Raw genomic sequence first — 14,799 nt, 5'->3', positions numbered from 1 at the left:
CTACTGCGCGCGGGCGATGAGCAGGGCGACGTCGTCGTGGTCGTCGGAGTTGCGCAGTCCGTACAGGAGGAGGTCGCAGATCTCCTCGAGCGGCCTGCCCGGCTCGTCGAGGAAGGAGAGCAGCACGTTCAGACGGTCGTCGATGGGATGCAGCCGGGTCTCGACGAGACCGTCCGTGTACAGGACGAGCAGATCGCCCGCCTCGAACGCGACCGTCGTGGTCTCGAACGGGACGCCGCCCACCCCGAGGGGAGCGCCCGAGGGAAGGTCCAGCAGCGCGGGGGAGGTGCCCGGACGGACCAGAGCGGGCGGCATGTGCCCGGCGTTGGCGATGCGCACGTGCCCGCTGTGGGGGTCGTACACCGCGTAGAGACACGTGACGATGTAGTGCTCCAGATCGCAGGTGATCTTGTCGAGGTGCTGGAGCACCTCGCCGGGGTCGAGGTCGAGGTCGGCGTAGGCGCAGGTGGCGGTACGCAGCCGGCCCATGGTGGCGGCCGCGTCGATGCCGTTGCCCATGACGTCGCCCACGACCAGCGCGGTGCGGTCGCCGGCCAGCGGAATCACGTCGTACCAGTCGCCGCCGACCTCGCTCGTGGACTGGGCCGGCTGGTAGCGGGACGCGACCTCCAGACCGGAGAGATGCGGCGGATGCTCGGGCAGCAGGCTGCGCTGGAGCGTGACGGCGGTGTTGCGCACGCTCTGGAACCAGCGCGCGTTGTCGATGGCCACGGCGGCGCGGGTGGCCAGCTCACCGGCGAGCACCACGTCGTCGTCGTCGAAGGGGAGCGGATTGCGGGTGCGCTTGAGGTCGAGGGCGCCGAGCACCTCACCGTGCGCGATCAGCGGCACCGCGAGATACGAGTGGACACCTGCCTGCGCCAGGAGGGCGGTGCCCTCGGCGTCGCGGGCGATGCGCGGCAGATCGCGTTCGCCGACGTGCCGCACGAGGACCGGTCTGCCGGTGTGCACGCACAGGGTCACCAGCCGGTCGCCGTCGTACGTCGCGAGGTCGCCCGGCGGATCGGCGGCGCGCAGGGCCACGGTGGGGTGGGACGCCTTGAGGGCGAGCGCGCGGAAGAACTCCGGGCCGTTGTCCGGCCTGCGCCTCGGGCGGCAGGCGAGCACGGAGTCGAGAACGTCCACGGCGACCACGTCGGCCAGTTCGGGCGCCGCGATGTCGGCCAGCTCGCGGGCCGTCTGCTCCACCTCCAGGGTGGTGCCGACGCGGGTGGAGGCGCTGGCGACGAGGGCGAGCCGGCGCCGCGCGCGGTCGGCCTCGGCGGCCGCGCGATGGCGTTCGGTGACGTCGACGACCGAGGCGGCCGCGCCCAGGACGCGTCCGCCGGGATCCTCCAGCCGGTAGAAGGACAGGGACCAGGCGTGTTCGTGGTCGGGATCGGCGGGCGGGCGGCCCACGTGGTACTGGTCGAGCAGCGGGGTGCCGGTGGTCAGGACCTGGCGCAGCGCCGACTCGACCGTGTCCACGTCGGGGAACGGCAGGGTCTCCCGCAGATGCCGTCCGACGTGGTCCTCGGCGGGGATGCCGTCGATCCGTTCCAGCGCCGGGTTGACCATGAGATAGCGCAGGTCCGGGTCCATCAGGGCCAGTCCGATGGGGGACTGGTTGATGAGCTGCTCGCTCAGCGCCAGATCGGTCTCGACGCGCTGGAGCAGCGTGTGGTCGGCCGCGATGCCCAGGGCGTAGACGTCCCCGAGATCGTCCAGGAGCCGCATGTTGCGGAACTCCATGACACGGGTGCTGCCGTCCTTGTGCCGGATGGGGAACGCGCCCGCCCAACTGCGTCCCGTCGCCAGGACGTCGGCGAACAGCTCGGTGACGGCCTGCATGTGCTCGGGGTGGATGATCAGACGCGCCGCGTACTTGCCGAGGGCCTCTTCCGCCGTGTACCCGATCAGCTCCTGGGCCTGCGGGGTCCAGAACACGATGCGCCCCTCGGCGTCCAGGACCAGCGCGCCCACGTTCAGGACGTCCAGCAGGCCGGTCGGGCGGGACGGTTCGGGATCGCGGCTGCCCGCACTGTCGGACTGCGTGGACTCGGCTGTCATCCCTGGCCCTCCTCCACCGGCCGGCGCGGTGTGCCGGGCTCCGTGGCCGCCGCGGGCACCTGAGTACCCGACCTCGGCCCTTCCATGCTGCGCCCTGCCCCGGGCCTTGCCCACTCCAGGGCCTGTTTTGGCATGTCCAGGACCGGAGGTCGAGGTGCTCCGCGGTGCCGTTCCGCGCTGATCGCCCGCCGGTCCTGCACATCGGGCGGACAAGCAGGAACATGGTCGTGTAGAGAATGAGAGCTTCATGGATTCTGCGCGGGAAGGTTCCGACGCGCCCGTGTCCGAAGGGCCGGGCGGTTTTCTCGACGCGTCCACCGACGCGGCGGCCGTGGTGTCCGGCGACGGAGTGGTGGTGGGCTGGACCAGGGGGGCCGAAGCGCTCCTCGGCCATCGGGCGGCCGAGCTGGTCGGCTCCTCGGCCGCTCGTCTGCTCGCCCTGCGCGACCCCTCACGGGTGGCCGCGGTCGCGGAGCGCTGCCGCGGCGGAATGGGCTGGAGCGGACACATCCCGCTGCTGCACCGCGACGGCCGGCGCGTCGACGTGGACCTGCGGGTCTCCGCGTCGTTCCGCATGGGCGCAGACGAGTGCTTCCTGATCTCGGCACGGGACCGCATGCAGCCGTGGACGGTCGGCCCGGCCTTCCTCGACGGGTTCCTGACGCACTCCCCGGTCGGCATGGCGGTGCTCGATCTGCAACTGCGCTACGTATGGATGAACGACACCCTGGAGCACCTGGGCGGCGTCCCCCGCGAGCAGCGGCTCGGACGCCGGCTGACCGAACTGCTGCCGGGGCTCCAGGCGGAGACCATCGAGGGACTGATGCGCAAGGTCCTGGCGACCGGCGAGCCGATGGTCGACTACGAGTACCTGGGATGGAGCTGGGCCGACCCGCACCGCCGGCACGCCTATTCCACCTCGTTCTTCCCGCTGCTCGGCGTCGACAACTCCTACACCGGCGTCTGCTACATGGTCCTGGACGTCACCGACCGGTGGAACGCCCGGCAGATCCTGTCGCTGGTCAACGAAGCCGGGACCACCATCGGCGGGACCCTCGACGTCATGCGCACGGCCCAGGAGATCGCCGACTTCGCCGTTCCGCGCTTCGCGGACTTCGTCATCGTCGATCTCCTCGAATCCGTCCTCAGCACCGAGGGACACGGGGCCTGGCTGTCCGACGCCGGACCCGCACCCGCCAAGCCGATGATGCGGCGCGCCGGCATGGCCTCGGTGCGCGAGGGATGCCCGGAGGCCGTGGCCCGGATCGGCGACCGGGCGGACTTCCTGCCGCCGCCCCACGACGTCAACCTGCTCACCAACGGGGAGCCGGTCCTCATGCAGGTCCTCGACCCGGACGACGACCTGTGGATCGCCGAGGAGCCCGAGCGGGCGGCCAGCATCCGCCGGTACGGACTGCACTCCCTCATCTCCGTGCCGATGCGGGCGCGCAACACCGCCCTCGGACTCACCACGTTCCTGCGCTCGCTCAACCCCGTCTCGTTCCAGCCCGACGACGTCCTGCTGGCACGCGAGGTGGTGGCGCGCGCGGCGCTGTGCGTCGACAACGCCCGCCGCTACACCCGGGAACACACGGCCGCGGTCACCCTCCAGCGCAGTCTGCTGCCGCACGCCCTGTCCGGCGGGACGGCCCTGGAGGTGGCCTCCAGCTACCTGCCGGCGGACCCGAGCGGTGGGGTCGGCGGCGACTGGTTCGACGTCATCCCGCTGTCCGGAGGCCGGGTCGGCCTCGTCGTCGGTGACGTGGTCGGCCACGGCATCACCGCGGCCGCCACCATGGGCCGGCTGCGCACCGCCGTGCAGACCCTCGCCGACATGGAACTGCCCCCCGACGAACTGCTGGCCCACCTCGACGACCTCGTGCTGCGCCTCAGCGAGGAGCGCACCCAGGAACAGCGGGCCGACCGCAGCAGCACGGATGCCGAGGCCGCCCGCAGCACCACCGCCTCCTTCCTCGGCGCCACCTGCCTCTACGCCGTCTACGATCCCGTCACCAGGCGCTGCACGATGGCCAGGGCCGGACATCCGCCGCCCGTGTTCGTCGCCCCCGACGGGCGCGTCTCCTACCCCGACCTGCCCGCCGGGCCGCCGCTCGGCCTCGGCGGGATGGCCTTCGAGAGCCAGGAGGCCGAACTGGCGGAGAACAGCCTGATCGGCCTCTTCACCGACGGCCTCGTGGCGGGAGCGCACTACGACATGGAGCTCGGCATGCAGCAGCTCGGAGAACTGCTCGCCCGGCCCGACCCCGACCTGGACGCGCTGTGCGCGGACGCCGTACGGCAGCTCGTGCCCGTACCGCAGCCCGACGACATCGCCCTGCTCCTGGCCCGCACCCACACCCTGGGGGACGACCACGTCGTCTCCTGGGAGGTGCCGGTGGACCCGGCCGCCGTCTCCGAGATGCGGGCCCGCGCCACCCGCGTGATCGAGGGATGGGGGCTCGGGGAACTGACCATGACCACCGAGCTCGTCGTGAGCGAGCTCGTCACCAACGCGATCCGCTACGCCGTACCGCCCATCCGGCTGCGGCTGCTTTGCGACACCCGCCTGACCTGCGAGGTGTCCGACGCCAGCAGCACCGCCCCCCGGCTCCGGCACGCCCGCAGCACGGACGAGGGAGGCCGGGGGCTGTTCCTGGTGGCCCAGCTCTCCCATCGCTGGGGGGCCCGGTACACGGCGGAGGGAAAGATCATCTGGGCCGAGCAGGAGATTCCCTGAGGATCACGGACCCACCTCAGTCCAGGTCGCCGGACCAGGCACGGTAGGCGGCCACCGCCGTGGGCAGGGTGGGGAAGATCCGGTCCTCGCCGACGGAGGCGCTCAGCCCGTACGCGTCCAGGTCGTCGCGCAGATCCTGCTTGACCCGGGCCATCGCGAACTCGATGCCCCGCCCCCCGAGTTCCCGGCGCAGCTCGTCCAGCGAGTCCAGGGCCGTGATGTCCACCTCGACATTGGCCTCCGCGTTCAGGACGAACCACCTGACCGGCAGCTCCTGTTCGGCCACCGCGTCGAGGGCGCTGCGCCGGAAGTCCTCCGCGTTGGCGAAGAAGAGCGGGGAGTCGTAGCGGTAGACCAGCAGACCGGGGATCACCCGCGCGTCGGGGTAGTCGTCGACGTCGTGCATGCCCGCGAGTCCCGGCACGAGACCCTGGACCGCGTCGTGCGGGCGCGCCACCCTGCTCAGCAGTTCCACGACCGACAGACCCACGGCCACCAGCACCCCGTAGAGGATGTCGAGGGCGAGGACGCCCACGAGACAGCCGAGGGCCAGCAGGAGTTCCCGGAGCCGGAAGGACGCCAGCCGCCGGAAGCCGGCCAGGTCGATCATCCGGATCGCGGCGTAGACGACCAGCGCGCCGAGGACGGCCTTGGGGGTGTCGGTGAGCAGGGGACTCAGGAACAGCAGGACGGCCAGCACGGACACCCCGGCCGTGAGCCCGTACGCCTGGGTGTGCGCGCCCCCGGACTGCGCGAGGGCCGTACGGCTGGCGCTGCTGCTCACCGGGAACCCCTGGAGGGTGCCCGCGCCGAGGTTCGCGGCGCCCAGGGCCAGCAGCTCCTGGTTCGCGTCCATCGCCGTACCGCCGTCCTCGGTCGTGAAGGCGCGAGCCGTGAGGATGAAGTCGGTGTACCCGACGAGCAGGACGCCGACCGCGGGCAGCAGGAGCTGGGGCAGCGTGTCGAGAGGAGGGAAGGCCGGGTGGGGCAGCCCGGCGGGGATCTTCCCGATCACCGCGAGACCGTGGTCCTGGAGGTCGAAGGCCGCGGACACCGCGGTGCCCGCGACCAGGACCAGCAGCGGCCCGGGGACACGCCAGCGGAGACGCGTGGCCAGATACAGGACGACGAGCGTCGCGGCGCTGAAGACCACCGTGGCGGGATGGATCTCGTCGAGGTTGCCGAAGAAGGAGGCCAGTTTAGGGAAGAACCCCGAACCGTCCGTCGGCACACCGGTGAGCTTCGTGAGCTGATCCACCATCATGATCAGCGCCACGCCCGCCAGATACCCGATCAGTACGGGTCGGGAGAGCAGGTCGGCCACGAAGCCCAGCCGCGCCGCCCAGGCCACCACACACATCAGCCCCACGGCGACGGCGAGCGCCGAGGCCAGCACCGCGTAGCGCTCCGGATCGCCGCCGGCGAGCGGCCCCACGACCGTGGCGGTCATCAGCGCCGTCGTCGACTCGGGCCCCACCGACAGAAGCCGGGACGAACCCAGCAGCGCGTACATCACGATGGCGGGCAGGATCGCCCACAGACCCACGACGGGCGGCAGCCCCGCGACACTGGCGTACGCCATCACCTGCGGCACCAGATAGGCCGCCACCGTCACTCCGGCCAGCAGGTCTCCGCGCAGCCAGCTCCGCCGGTAGTGCCGGAGCACCGGGAGACCGGGCAGCACCGGAACAGGGGGGCGCCACCCTCCGCTCGGGGTGCCGTGGTGCTTCGACACGGGCCAGTCCTTCGGATCGCGCCGGCGGTTTCATGGACAAGGGCCCGCGTGGTTCAGTCGGCGCGCCGCGCCCTTCGGGCCAGGAGCTTACCCACCTCCCACACGACGAGGAGGGCCACGGCGGACAGCAGCGCCCAGCCGAACTGCCGCAGGTCGATCTCGGTGGTGCCCAGGATGCGGCGGAACCCGTCCATCTGTGTCACCGCGACCGCGAGGACGAACTGCGCGAGCGCCGTCCAGTTCATCTGCTTGCTGTCGAAGGTGCTCGGGGTCAGGATCGATTCCGTCTCGCTGCGGCATTCGAACGCGGCCACGATCAGACAGAGCGCGAACGCCGTGAACGCGATGGAACTGCCGATCTCGACACTGTCGTACCGGGATTCGCCCAGCTTGATCAGCCCGAGCAGGATCAGCGTGATCGCCAGACCGCTGAGACCGACGGTCACCATCACCGGCCGGGTCAGCACCGACTCGCCCCGAGGACGCGGTCTGCGCCGCATGAGCCCCGCGCTCTCCTTGTCGAAGCCGAGCGCGAAGCCGAACGAGGCGTTGACCACGAAGTGGATCCACAGCACCTGCGGCGGGGTGAAGGGCTCCCCGGCCGCGATGTTGAAGATGGTCGCCCCGAGGAAGGTCAGGACGAACGTGACGAGCAACAGGAGCACGAAGCGGATGTACTTGGTGAGGTTGTCGTAGAGCTTGCGGCCCTGTTCCACCGCGTAGACGATCGTCGTGAAGTTGTCGTCGGACAGGATCATCCGCGCCGCGTTCTTCGCCACGTCCGTGCCGCTGCCCATGGCGATGCCGATGTCGGCGGCCTTGATGGCGGGGGCGTCGTTGACACCGTCGCCGGTCATCGCGACGACGGCACCCTTCTTCTTGAGCGTGTCCGCGAGCATCACCTTGTGCTCGGGTGCGACGCGTCCCACCACACCGATGCCGTCGATACGGGCCAGCCGCTCGCTCTCGGGCAGCGCGGCGAAGTCGGCGCCGAGGACGGCCTCGCCGGGAATGCCGAGCTGCCGGGCGATGGCGGCACCCGTGGTGACGTCGTCCCCGGTCACCATGCGGACCCGGATGTGAGCCGCCTGGGCGCTGGCCACGGCGGCCTTGGACTCCTCACGGGGCGGGTCGACCATCCCGACCAGACTCGTCATGCGCAGCCCGGTGACGTAACCCAGCAGGTCCCCGTCCGGATCGAAGTCGGCCGGGTCGAGATCCCGGGTGGCCGCCGCCATCACCCGGCGCCCCTCCCCGCCCATGCGCTCGCCCTGTTCGTCGGCGCGCCGGCTGAGCTCCGCGTCCCACGGGACGGTCGCCCCACCCGACAGCGCGCTCGTCGCGCGGGCCTGCACCGCCGGGGCCGCGCCCTTGACGAAGCAGCGCACCACCGGGCGCCCGGACGGGTCGACAGCGGAGTTGAAGGTGGCCATCAGCTTGTAGCCGGGGTCGAAGGGCAGGGTGGCGAGCCGGGGCAGCCGTTCCCGGGTGGCCTCGATGTCCAGCCCGGCCTTGTGGGCCAGCACCAGGAAGGCGCCCTCGGTGGGATCGCCCACGACCTCGCCGTCCACCAGCTTGCCGTCGTTCGCCACGAGGTACGGCAGGATCGCCTCCTCGATGCCGGCGGAGGTCCCCGCGGCGTGGTGGATCCGCCCTTCGAGTCCGTAGCCCGTGCCCGAGACGGTGTAGCGGTCGGTGGGTGTCACCACCTCCACCGCCGTCATCTGGTTCATGGTCAGGGTGCCGGTCTTGTCCGAGTTGATCGCCGACGTGAACGCCAGGGTCTCGACGGACGGCAGCTCCTTCACGATCGCGTTGCGCTTCGCCAGACTGAGGCTGCCGACGGACAGGATCGCCTGGGTCACCGTGGGCAGGGCCTCGGGGATGGCGGCGATGGCCAGCGAGACCGCGCTGACGAACAGGGCGTCCCACGCCTGGTCGCGGCGGTAACCGAGCGCGAACATCACGATCATGGTCAGGCCCGCGGCGGCCGTGATCCACAGCGTCAGCGTGTCCAGCTCCTTGGTGAGCGGCGCCTCCTCCCTCTCGGTCGCCGACAGCATCTCCGAGATCTTTCCCAGCTCGGTGCCCTCACCCGTCCCGGTCACGATCACGAGACCGCTGCCGTGGGTGACCGGGGTGTGCATGAACGCCATGTTCGACTGATCGCCCGGCCCCAGCAGGACCTTCGGCAGGGTCGTGGCGTCCTTCGACGCGGGGACGCTCTCACCGGTGAGCGCCGACTCGTCGATCTGCAGCGCGTGGGCCTCGATGATCCGACCGTCCGCCGGCACCTGGTCCCCGGCGGAGATGTGCAGGACATCGCCGACGACCACCTGCTCCGCCGGGATCTCCGACTCGCTCCCGTCCCGCCTCACCCGGGCCGTCGCCGTGAGCATGGACTGGAGCGCGTTCATCGCACTCTCGGCCTTCCCCTCCTGCCGCAGGCCCACGACCGCGTTCAGCAGGGTCAGCAGCACGAGCAGGATCGCGGTGCTCCACTCGGCGATCGCCAGCGAGACGATCGCGGCCACCAGGAGGACGACCTGCATGTAGCTGCGGTACTGGTCGACGAACCGCCGCCACGCCGGCTTCTGCTTCTCCTCGGGCAGCGTGTTCGGCCCGTTCTCGGCCAGCAGTTCCGCGACCCGGGCCGCGGTGAGTCCGGAGGCGGGGTCGACGTCGAAGGCCGACGCGACGTCCTGTGGCTCACGCGCGTACCAGAGCTCCGGAGCAACACGCTCCGGAGCCTTCGGGCCGTTCGACTGCATCGCCATCTCAGCTCTCCGATCCGGATCCGGTCCGCCCTCGACGCCGGGCCGCGTACGGATCGGCCGGCGCGCCCTTGGGAGCGTCGGCCTCCAGTTCCCGCCGGGCGGCCCGGAGCTCCTTGCGCGCCTTCTTGCCGACCACCGGGAAGGCGGGGTCGATGTCCATGAGCGTGTGCACCAGTACGGCCGCCGTGGCGATCCGCGCGAACCACTTGCGATCCGCCGGGACGACGTACCAGGGCGCCCACGGCGTACTCGTGTGCGAGAGCATCTCGGAGAAGGCGTGCTGGTACGCGTCCCAGTACCGGCGCTCCCGGACGTCGGCCGCGGAGAACTTCCAGTTCCGCTCGGGCACGTCGAGCCGCTTCATGAACCGGGTGCGCTGCTCTTCCTTGGACAGGTTCAGGAAGATCTTCACGACCTTGAACCCGTTGTCGGTCAGATAGCGCTCCCAGTCGTTGACGGCACGGTAGCGGCGCTTCCAGATGTCCGGTCCGCGCACGTCCGCCGGCAGCCGCTGCCGGTCGAGGACCTCCGGATGGACCCGGACGACCAGCACCTCCTCGTAGTGCGAACGGTTGAAGATCGCGATGTCACCGCGGGCGGGCAGCCTCGCGGCGTACCGCCACAGATAGTCGTGGTCGAGCTCCTCCGTGGAGGGCTGCTTGAAGCTGCTGACCTTGACGCCCTGGGGGTTCACCCCGCTCATGACGTGCCGGATCGTGCCGTCCTTGCCTCCCGCGTCGAGCGCCTGGAGACACAGCAGGACGCCGTACGTGTCCTGGGCCGCCAGCCGTTCCTGGTACTCGGCGAGCAGCGACACGCCCGTGCGCAGCAACTCCACCCCCTGCTTCTTCTTCAGACCGCCCTTGTAACGGGGGTCGAAGTCCTCGGCCAGGTTCACCCGTGACCCCGGCTCGACCCGCAGCGGCTCGATGAGCCTCGCGACGCGCGCGGCCCTGGCATCCGTCATGACGACCCGCCTCTTCTTCTGTCACGGTGAACGCAGCCCGGTCACCGGCCCTCACCGACACCGCCCAGGTCGGACGCGGACGCGGGCGCGGGACGCAGCCTGGCGGGCAGCCACCGGCCGAGCAGGGGGGAGCGGCGCGGACTCCCGGCGGACCGCTCCACCGTTCCCGCCGCCCGCGGCTCGCCACCGCCCGGGTCGCCCACGGACGCGGGCGCCGAGGCGGTCCCTTCGCCTGCGGACTCGGCGAGCCGGGCGCGGACCCGGCGCTCGACCAGAATGGGGACGTACGTCCTGACCTTCGCCTGCTGGAAGGAACCCCGGGCCGCCGCGATCACCTGGTCCACCACGGACGGGGCGACGGAGGGGTAGGCGGCCTTCATGCGCGCGGTCAGGTGACGGAGGGCGGCCGCCTCGTCCTGGCGGACGTCCTCGGGAGCCGCGGGGTCCGCCGTCGCGAGGGGGTCCGCGGGCGGGTCGGGAGAGCGGCTCGCTCCCTCGGGTGCGCCGCTCCCGTCGGCCGTGGCTTCCGGCTCGTCCGTCTTCATAGTTCGACCACCCGCGCGCTCGCAAGTCCCGAGCCACAAGGGGCGGAGACCGCAAGGCCAACGGTCACGATCCGGCTGCCCCGAGACGGCTCGACGGCCGGGTTACGAGGCCGTCCCCCTCATTCTGGGTCCGCCCGCTCGAAACCGCCTCACGGACCGGGCCGACCGGTGCGACGAGCCGTGCCACCCGACCCGCGCCCACGGCCGTGCCGCCCCGAGTGTGTCCGGTGGACGGGACGGGGGAGGGCATGCCGGGGGACGGCGGGGCGGGTGGCGGGGTGTGCTCCGGCGACCGGGCGGGCGTCGATCACCCTGACGGACCGGGGAAACGGCGATCCGTCATCAACACTCGGGAGGCCGGGAGTCTGCTGTGCGCCACAGCGAGGTGCGGCGGACACATGTCATCAACCACGCGCACGTCGCGCGGTGTTGGTCACGCAAGGGGCGAGCCTCAGCCGAAGGCCTTGACCGCCTGGTAGTAGGTCCACGCGGTGCTGTCGCAGGAGACCTTCGTCGCGCCGCTGTAGTTGGCGCAGACTCGGCCCAGGTCCGCGTAGAGCATGCTGTCGAGCCGGGACTTGTTGGCATCGAAGGTGCCGGCGGCCTTGTAGTTGCGATAGCCGAAGTCGTGGCGGGCACATGAAGTGGCGAAGGGGAAGCCGAACGGGTTGTCCGGCGACGAGGAGCAGTAGTCGGTGGACCAGTCGAACGCGTACGACGACCAGGCGGACTGGTTGGCGCGTGCGGCGACCCACGAGTTGTAGCTCGACGCGCTGGTCTGGGTCCAGTTGGACAGGACTTGGGGCTTGTCGGCAGGGGCGGCGCTAGCGGCTGTAGCGGTCGCCGTGACGGCCACCAGGGCCATGGCCGAGGCGGCGAGGCCGGTGGCCAGTCTTCGGTGCATCCCAACACCTCCATGAGGCTGCGACCCGCCCATCGGGTTGCAGGTTCATGACAGGAATGATCGGCATCGCGACCTCCTTTGACTAGTGCTTGGACCCCAACAATCAATTAACTCAGTGGAGTTGGGAGGACATGTTTCATGCCTGCGACCACCATGGCCGCCTATGGCTGGATGTGTTCCTTGGGGTTGGGGGTGTCCCGGTCGGATCCCATTGGCGCCCCGCGACGTGCAACCGCAGGGTTGCGATGGATGGAGTGATGTGCAACCCTGGAGTTGCATCATTGATGGCTTCGAAGGAGTACGTCATGACCGAGGACCGGATCGAACGCGAAACCCTGATCGAAGCGCCCCTGGAGCGGGTCTGGTCGCTGGTGGCCGTGCCCGGGTTCTGGGTCGCCGACGAGGAGAGCCTGCCCACCACCGAGGGCAGGGCGGGCGAGTCGACCGTGGTGAGGAACGCCCGGTACGGCGAGTTCCCGGTACGGGTGGAGAAGGTCGAGCCGCCCACCTATGTCGCCTACCGCTGGACCAGCGCGTTCCCCGGGGCCCCGCTGAGCGACGCCAACAGCACGCTGGTCGAGTTCACCCTCGTCCCGGAGGGCGCGAGCACGCGGCTGCGGGTCGTCGAGAGCGGATTCGCCGCGCTGTCCGGCTCTCCGGAACTGCGGCACAAGGCCCACGAGGACAACACCAACGGCTGGCCCCAGGTTCTGGAGGCGTTCAAGAAGCGCGCCGCCCAGCCGTCGGTGTGACCGAGGAACAGGGCGGGCACGAGGAGGTCGACGGCGTCCTCGCCGCGCTCGCCGACCCGACCAGGCGGCGCCTGCTCGATCTGCTGGCGGCCCGGGGCGAGGTCACGGCCACGAAGCTGGCCGAGGAACTGCCCGTCTCGCGGCAGGCGGTGGTCAAGCACCTCGCCGTGCTGGACGCGGCCGGGCTCGTCACCGGAAGCCGCGTGGGGCGCGAAGTGCGCTACGCGGTACGGCCGGCCGCGCTGAACGCCACCGCCCGGTGGATGTCCGCGCTCGCCGCCGACTGGGACCGGCGCCTCGCGGACGTCAAGCGCGTGGCCGAGGCCGCGGAGCGGGCTTCGCGCGGGTGATCATTCCGAAGCGGTGACCGTTCCCCGCCGCCCGACTCCGGGCGGCGGGGAACGGCCGCATGTCCTCTGTCCATGGGCCGTGTTCTCGGGTGTTCATGGCCGCCCCACGTACATGGGTCAGGCGAGGTTCTGTTCATGTGCCGGGCGACATCAGGTTCATGTGCCGAGCGATGTCCCGTTCATGGGTCGGGCGACGCCCTGTTCATGTGTCGGGCCACATCAGGTTCATGTGTCGGGTGGCCTCATGTCCATGTGTCCGGCTCATCCGTCCGGTCATGCCTCCCTTCACCCGTCCCGCCACGTCTCCCTTCACCCGTCCCGCCATGTGTCCGGTCCCGCGTCCGCCCTCGCCCTCCCCATAGGCGTGACCGGATCGGTCCGCACCCGGACCCGATGAGGTCTGTCCCCCGGACACACGCCCCGGTCAGAGTGGGGACATGACCCGAGCACTGATCGTCATCGACGTCCAGGAATCCTTCCGCGCACACCCCCTGTGGGAGACCATCTCCGATCCGAAGATCACCGAGCGGGTGGACCGGCTCGTCCGCCTCGCCCGCCGAGCCGGTGACACGGTGGTGTGGGTGCTGCACTCGGAACCCGGCAGCGGCGACGTCTTCGACCCCGCCCTCGGCCACGTCCGGCTGATGGACGAGCTGCGGCGCGAGGACGGCGAGCCACTGATCCACAAGACCTCGCACAACGCCTTCACCACCACCAACCTGCAACAGCTCCTCACGGAACGCGGCGTCCGCGAGCTCACCGTCTGCGGTATCAGGACCGAGCAGTGCGTGGAGACCACCACCCGGCTGGCAAGCGACCTCGGCTACCAGGTCACCTTCGTCACCGACGCCACGGCCACCAACCCCGTCCCGCACCGGGACGCCCCCGCCGGGCGGAGTGTGGCGGAACTGCTCGCGGACCCCCGCACCCTCGGGGCCGAAGAGGTCATCCGGCGTACCGAGTACGCCCTCGCCGGGCGCTTCGCCACCATCGCCACCGTCGATGAACTGGAGACCGCCGCCGCGTCTCGGGCATGATGACCGGATCGTGAGCCACATCGTCTTCTTCCTGGTGCCCGGAGTGCATCTGCTGGACCTGGCCGGCCCCGCGCAGGTCTTCTCCACGGCCGCCGACTTCGGGCACCCCTACACCCTCGGCTACGTCGCCGAGCGGCCGCAGGTCGTCACCGCCCAGGGGCTGCCGCTGACGGCCGGCACCGAGTGGCCCGAGCTCGGCCCCGAGGACCTGATCGTCGTGCCCGGCTGGCGCGCGCTCACCCTCGCCGACGCCCCGTCCATCGGAGAGGCGGCGCTGCGGGCCCTACGGGACCACCACGCCCGGGGCGGGACCGTCGCCAGTGTCTGCGCCGGAGCCGACGCGCTCGGCCGGGCCGGACTGCTCGACGGACGACGGTGCACCACCCACCACGACGTCCAGGACGAACTCGCCCGCCGCTACCCCCGGGCGGCCGTGGTCCGAGACGTCCTCTACACGCAGGACGACCGGGTCGTCACGTCGGCCGGTATCGCCAGCGGGATCGACCTCGCGCTGCACCTGATCGCCGGCCGGCACGGCCCGGCGGTGGGCGCCCAGGTCGCCCGGGACATGGTGGTCTACGCACGGCGCAACGGCCATGAACCCCAGGCCAGCGCGATGCTCCGGCACCGGTCCCACCTCGACGACACCGTGCACCGCGCCCAGGACCTGCTCGACGCCCGCTTCGACCGGCCGGTGCCCCTGCCGGAACTCGCCGCCGCCGTGGGCGTCAGCGAGCGCACCCTCACCCGGCTCTTCACCCGGGCCACCCAGGGCCTCACCCCGCTGCGCTATCAGCAGGCCCTGCGGCTGGAGCGCGCCGAGCACCTGATCAGCCACGGCGTCACCGTCGACGCCGCCGCCCGTGCCGTGGGCTTCGAGGACGCCCGGATGCTCCGCCGCCTGCGGGCCCGCGCCACCTGAGCC

At 71.1% G+C, this 14,799-nt stretch carries 11 protein-coding genes; 5 read left to right on the top strand and 6 right to left on the bottom strand.

From position 1 onward, the window contains the following. Complete coding sequence (locus tag ACZ4TO_RS02035; protein WP_385048124.1) at positions 1-2,070, bottom strand: SpoIIE family protein phosphatase; 2,070 nt, start codon at positions 2,068-2,070, stop codon at positions 1-3. A 247-nt stretch (positions 2,071-2,317) separates the two neighbouring features. Here ACZ4TO_RS02035 and ACZ4TO_RS02030 point away from each other — a divergent pair, with 247 nt between their 5' ends. Then, positions 2,318-4,807 (top strand): SpoIIE family protein phosphatase, encoded by a 2,490-nt coding sequence (locus ACZ4TO_RS02030; protein ID WP_468023134.1) that lies wholly within the window; start codon positions 2,318-2,320, stop codon positions 4,805-4,807. 16 nt (positions 4,808-4,823) lie between these two features. On the opposite strand, the gene ACZ4TO_RS02025 is transcribed toward ACZ4TO_RS02030, so the two are convergent. The 5 genes from ACZ4TO_RS02025 to ACZ4TO_RS02005 all read right to left on the bottom strand — a co-directional run bounded on the left by ACZ4TO_RS02025 (position 4,824) and on the right by ACZ4TO_RS02005 (position 11,735). Continuing rightward, entirely contained in the window at positions 4,824-6,542 is a 1,719-nt protein-coding gene (locus tag ACZ4TO_RS02025) for a SulP family inorganic anion transporter (protein WP_468023133.1), read from the bottom strand. A 53-nt stretch (positions 6,543-6,595) separates the two neighbouring features. Next, positions 6,596-9,319, bottom strand: coding sequence for a cation-translocating P-type ATPase (locus ACZ4TO_RS02020; protein ID WP_382780281.1), 2,724 nt, complete (start codon positions 9,317-9,319; stop codon positions 6,596-6,598). 1 nt (position 9,320) lies between these two features. Continuing rightward, positions 9,321-10,286: a polyphosphate kinase 2 family protein gene (locus ACZ4TO_RS02015; protein ID WP_382780284.1), complete on the bottom strand. Its 966-nt coding sequence runs from the start codon at positions 10,284-10,286 to the stop codon at positions 9,321-9,323. 41 nt (positions 10,287-10,327) lie between these two features. Then, positions 10,328-10,831, bottom strand: coding sequence for a three-helix bundle dimerization domain-containing protein (locus ACZ4TO_RS02010; protein WP_382780286.1), 504 nt, complete (start codon positions 10,829-10,831; stop codon positions 10,328-10,330). A gap of 451 nt (positions 10,832-11,282) precedes the next feature. Then, positions 11,283-11,735 (bottom strand): phospholipase, encoded by a 453-nt coding sequence (locus ACZ4TO_RS02005; RefSeq protein WP_382780289.1) that lies wholly within the window; start codon positions 11,733-11,735, stop codon positions 11,283-11,285. A 305-nt stretch (positions 11,736-12,040) separates the two neighbouring features. On the opposite strand from ACZ4TO_RS02005, the gene ACZ4TO_RS02000 reads away from it, so the two are divergent. The 4 genes from ACZ4TO_RS02000 to ACZ4TO_RS01985 all read left to right on the top strand — a co-directional run bounded on the left by ACZ4TO_RS02000 (position 12,041) and on the right by ACZ4TO_RS01985 (position 14,796). After that, positions 12,041-12,487 (top strand): SRPBCC domain-containing protein, encoded by a 447-nt coding sequence (locus ACZ4TO_RS02000; RefSeq protein ID WP_385048137.1) that lies wholly within the window; start codon positions 12,041-12,043, stop codon positions 12,485-12,487. Next, positions 12,484-12,837: an ArsR/SmtB family transcription factor gene (locus ACZ4TO_RS01995; RefSeq protein WP_468023132.1), complete on the top strand. Its 354-nt coding sequence runs from the start codon at positions 12,484-12,486 to the stop codon at positions 12,835-12,837. Before ACZ4TO_RS02000 ends, ACZ4TO_RS01995 begins: the two co-directional genes overlap by 4 nt. A 437-nt stretch (positions 12,838-13,274) precedes the next feature. After that, positions 13,275-13,874: a cysteine hydrolase family protein gene (locus ACZ4TO_RS01990; RefSeq protein ID WP_382780298.1), complete on the top strand. Its 600-nt coding sequence runs from the start codon at positions 13,275-13,277 to the stop codon at positions 13,872-13,874. A gap of 10 nt (positions 13,875-13,884) precedes the next feature. Next, positions 13,885-14,796 (top strand): GlxA family transcriptional regulator, encoded by a 912-nt coding sequence (locus tag ACZ4TO_RS01985; RefSeq protein WP_382780301.1) that lies wholly within the window; start codon positions 13,885-13,887, stop codon positions 14,794-14,796. The last annotated feature ends 3 nt before the right edge of the window (positions 14,797-14,799 follow it).

This window comes from Streptomyces sp. NPDC028298 (assembly GCF_055565895.1).
This window is presented reverse-complemented; position numbering and strand designations above follow the sequence as displayed.

What these genes read in the sequence shown, in the direction of transcription:
- ACZ4TO_RS02035 (WP_385048124.1), bottom strand. Translation starts at nt 2,070, where the DNA reads ATGACAGCCGAGTCCACGCAGTCCGACAGTGCGGGCAGCCGCGATCCC.
- ACZ4TO_RS02030 (WP_468023134.1), top strand. Translation starts at nt 2,318, where the DNA reads ATGGATTCTGCGCGGGAAGGTTCCGACGCGCCCGTGTCCGAAGGGCCG.
- ACZ4TO_RS02020 (WP_382780281.1), bottom strand. Translation starts at nt 9,319, where the DNA reads ATGGCGATGCAGTCGAACGGCCCGAAGGCTCCGGAGCGTGTTGCTCCG.
- ACZ4TO_RS02015 (WP_382780284.1), bottom strand. Translation starts at nt 10,286, where the DNA reads ATGACGGATGCCAGGGCCGCGCGCGTCGCGAGGCTCATCGAGCCGCTG.
- ACZ4TO_RS02010 (WP_382780286.1), bottom strand. Translation starts at nt 10,831, where the DNA reads ATGAAGACGGACGAGCCGGAAGCCACGGCCGACGGGAGCGGCGCACCC.
- ACZ4TO_RS02005 (WP_382780289.1), bottom strand. Translation starts at nt 11,735, where the DNA reads ATGCACCGAAGACTGGCCACCGGCCTCGCCGCCTCGGCCATGGCCCTG.
- ACZ4TO_RS02000 (WP_385048137.1), top strand. Translation starts at nt 12,041, where the DNA reads ATGACCGAGGACCGGATCGAACGCGAAACCCTGATCGAAGCGCCCCTG.
- ACZ4TO_RS01990 (WP_382780298.1), top strand. Translation starts at nt 13,275, where the DNA reads ATGACCCGAGCACTGATCGTCATCGACGTCCAGGAATCCTTCCGCGCA.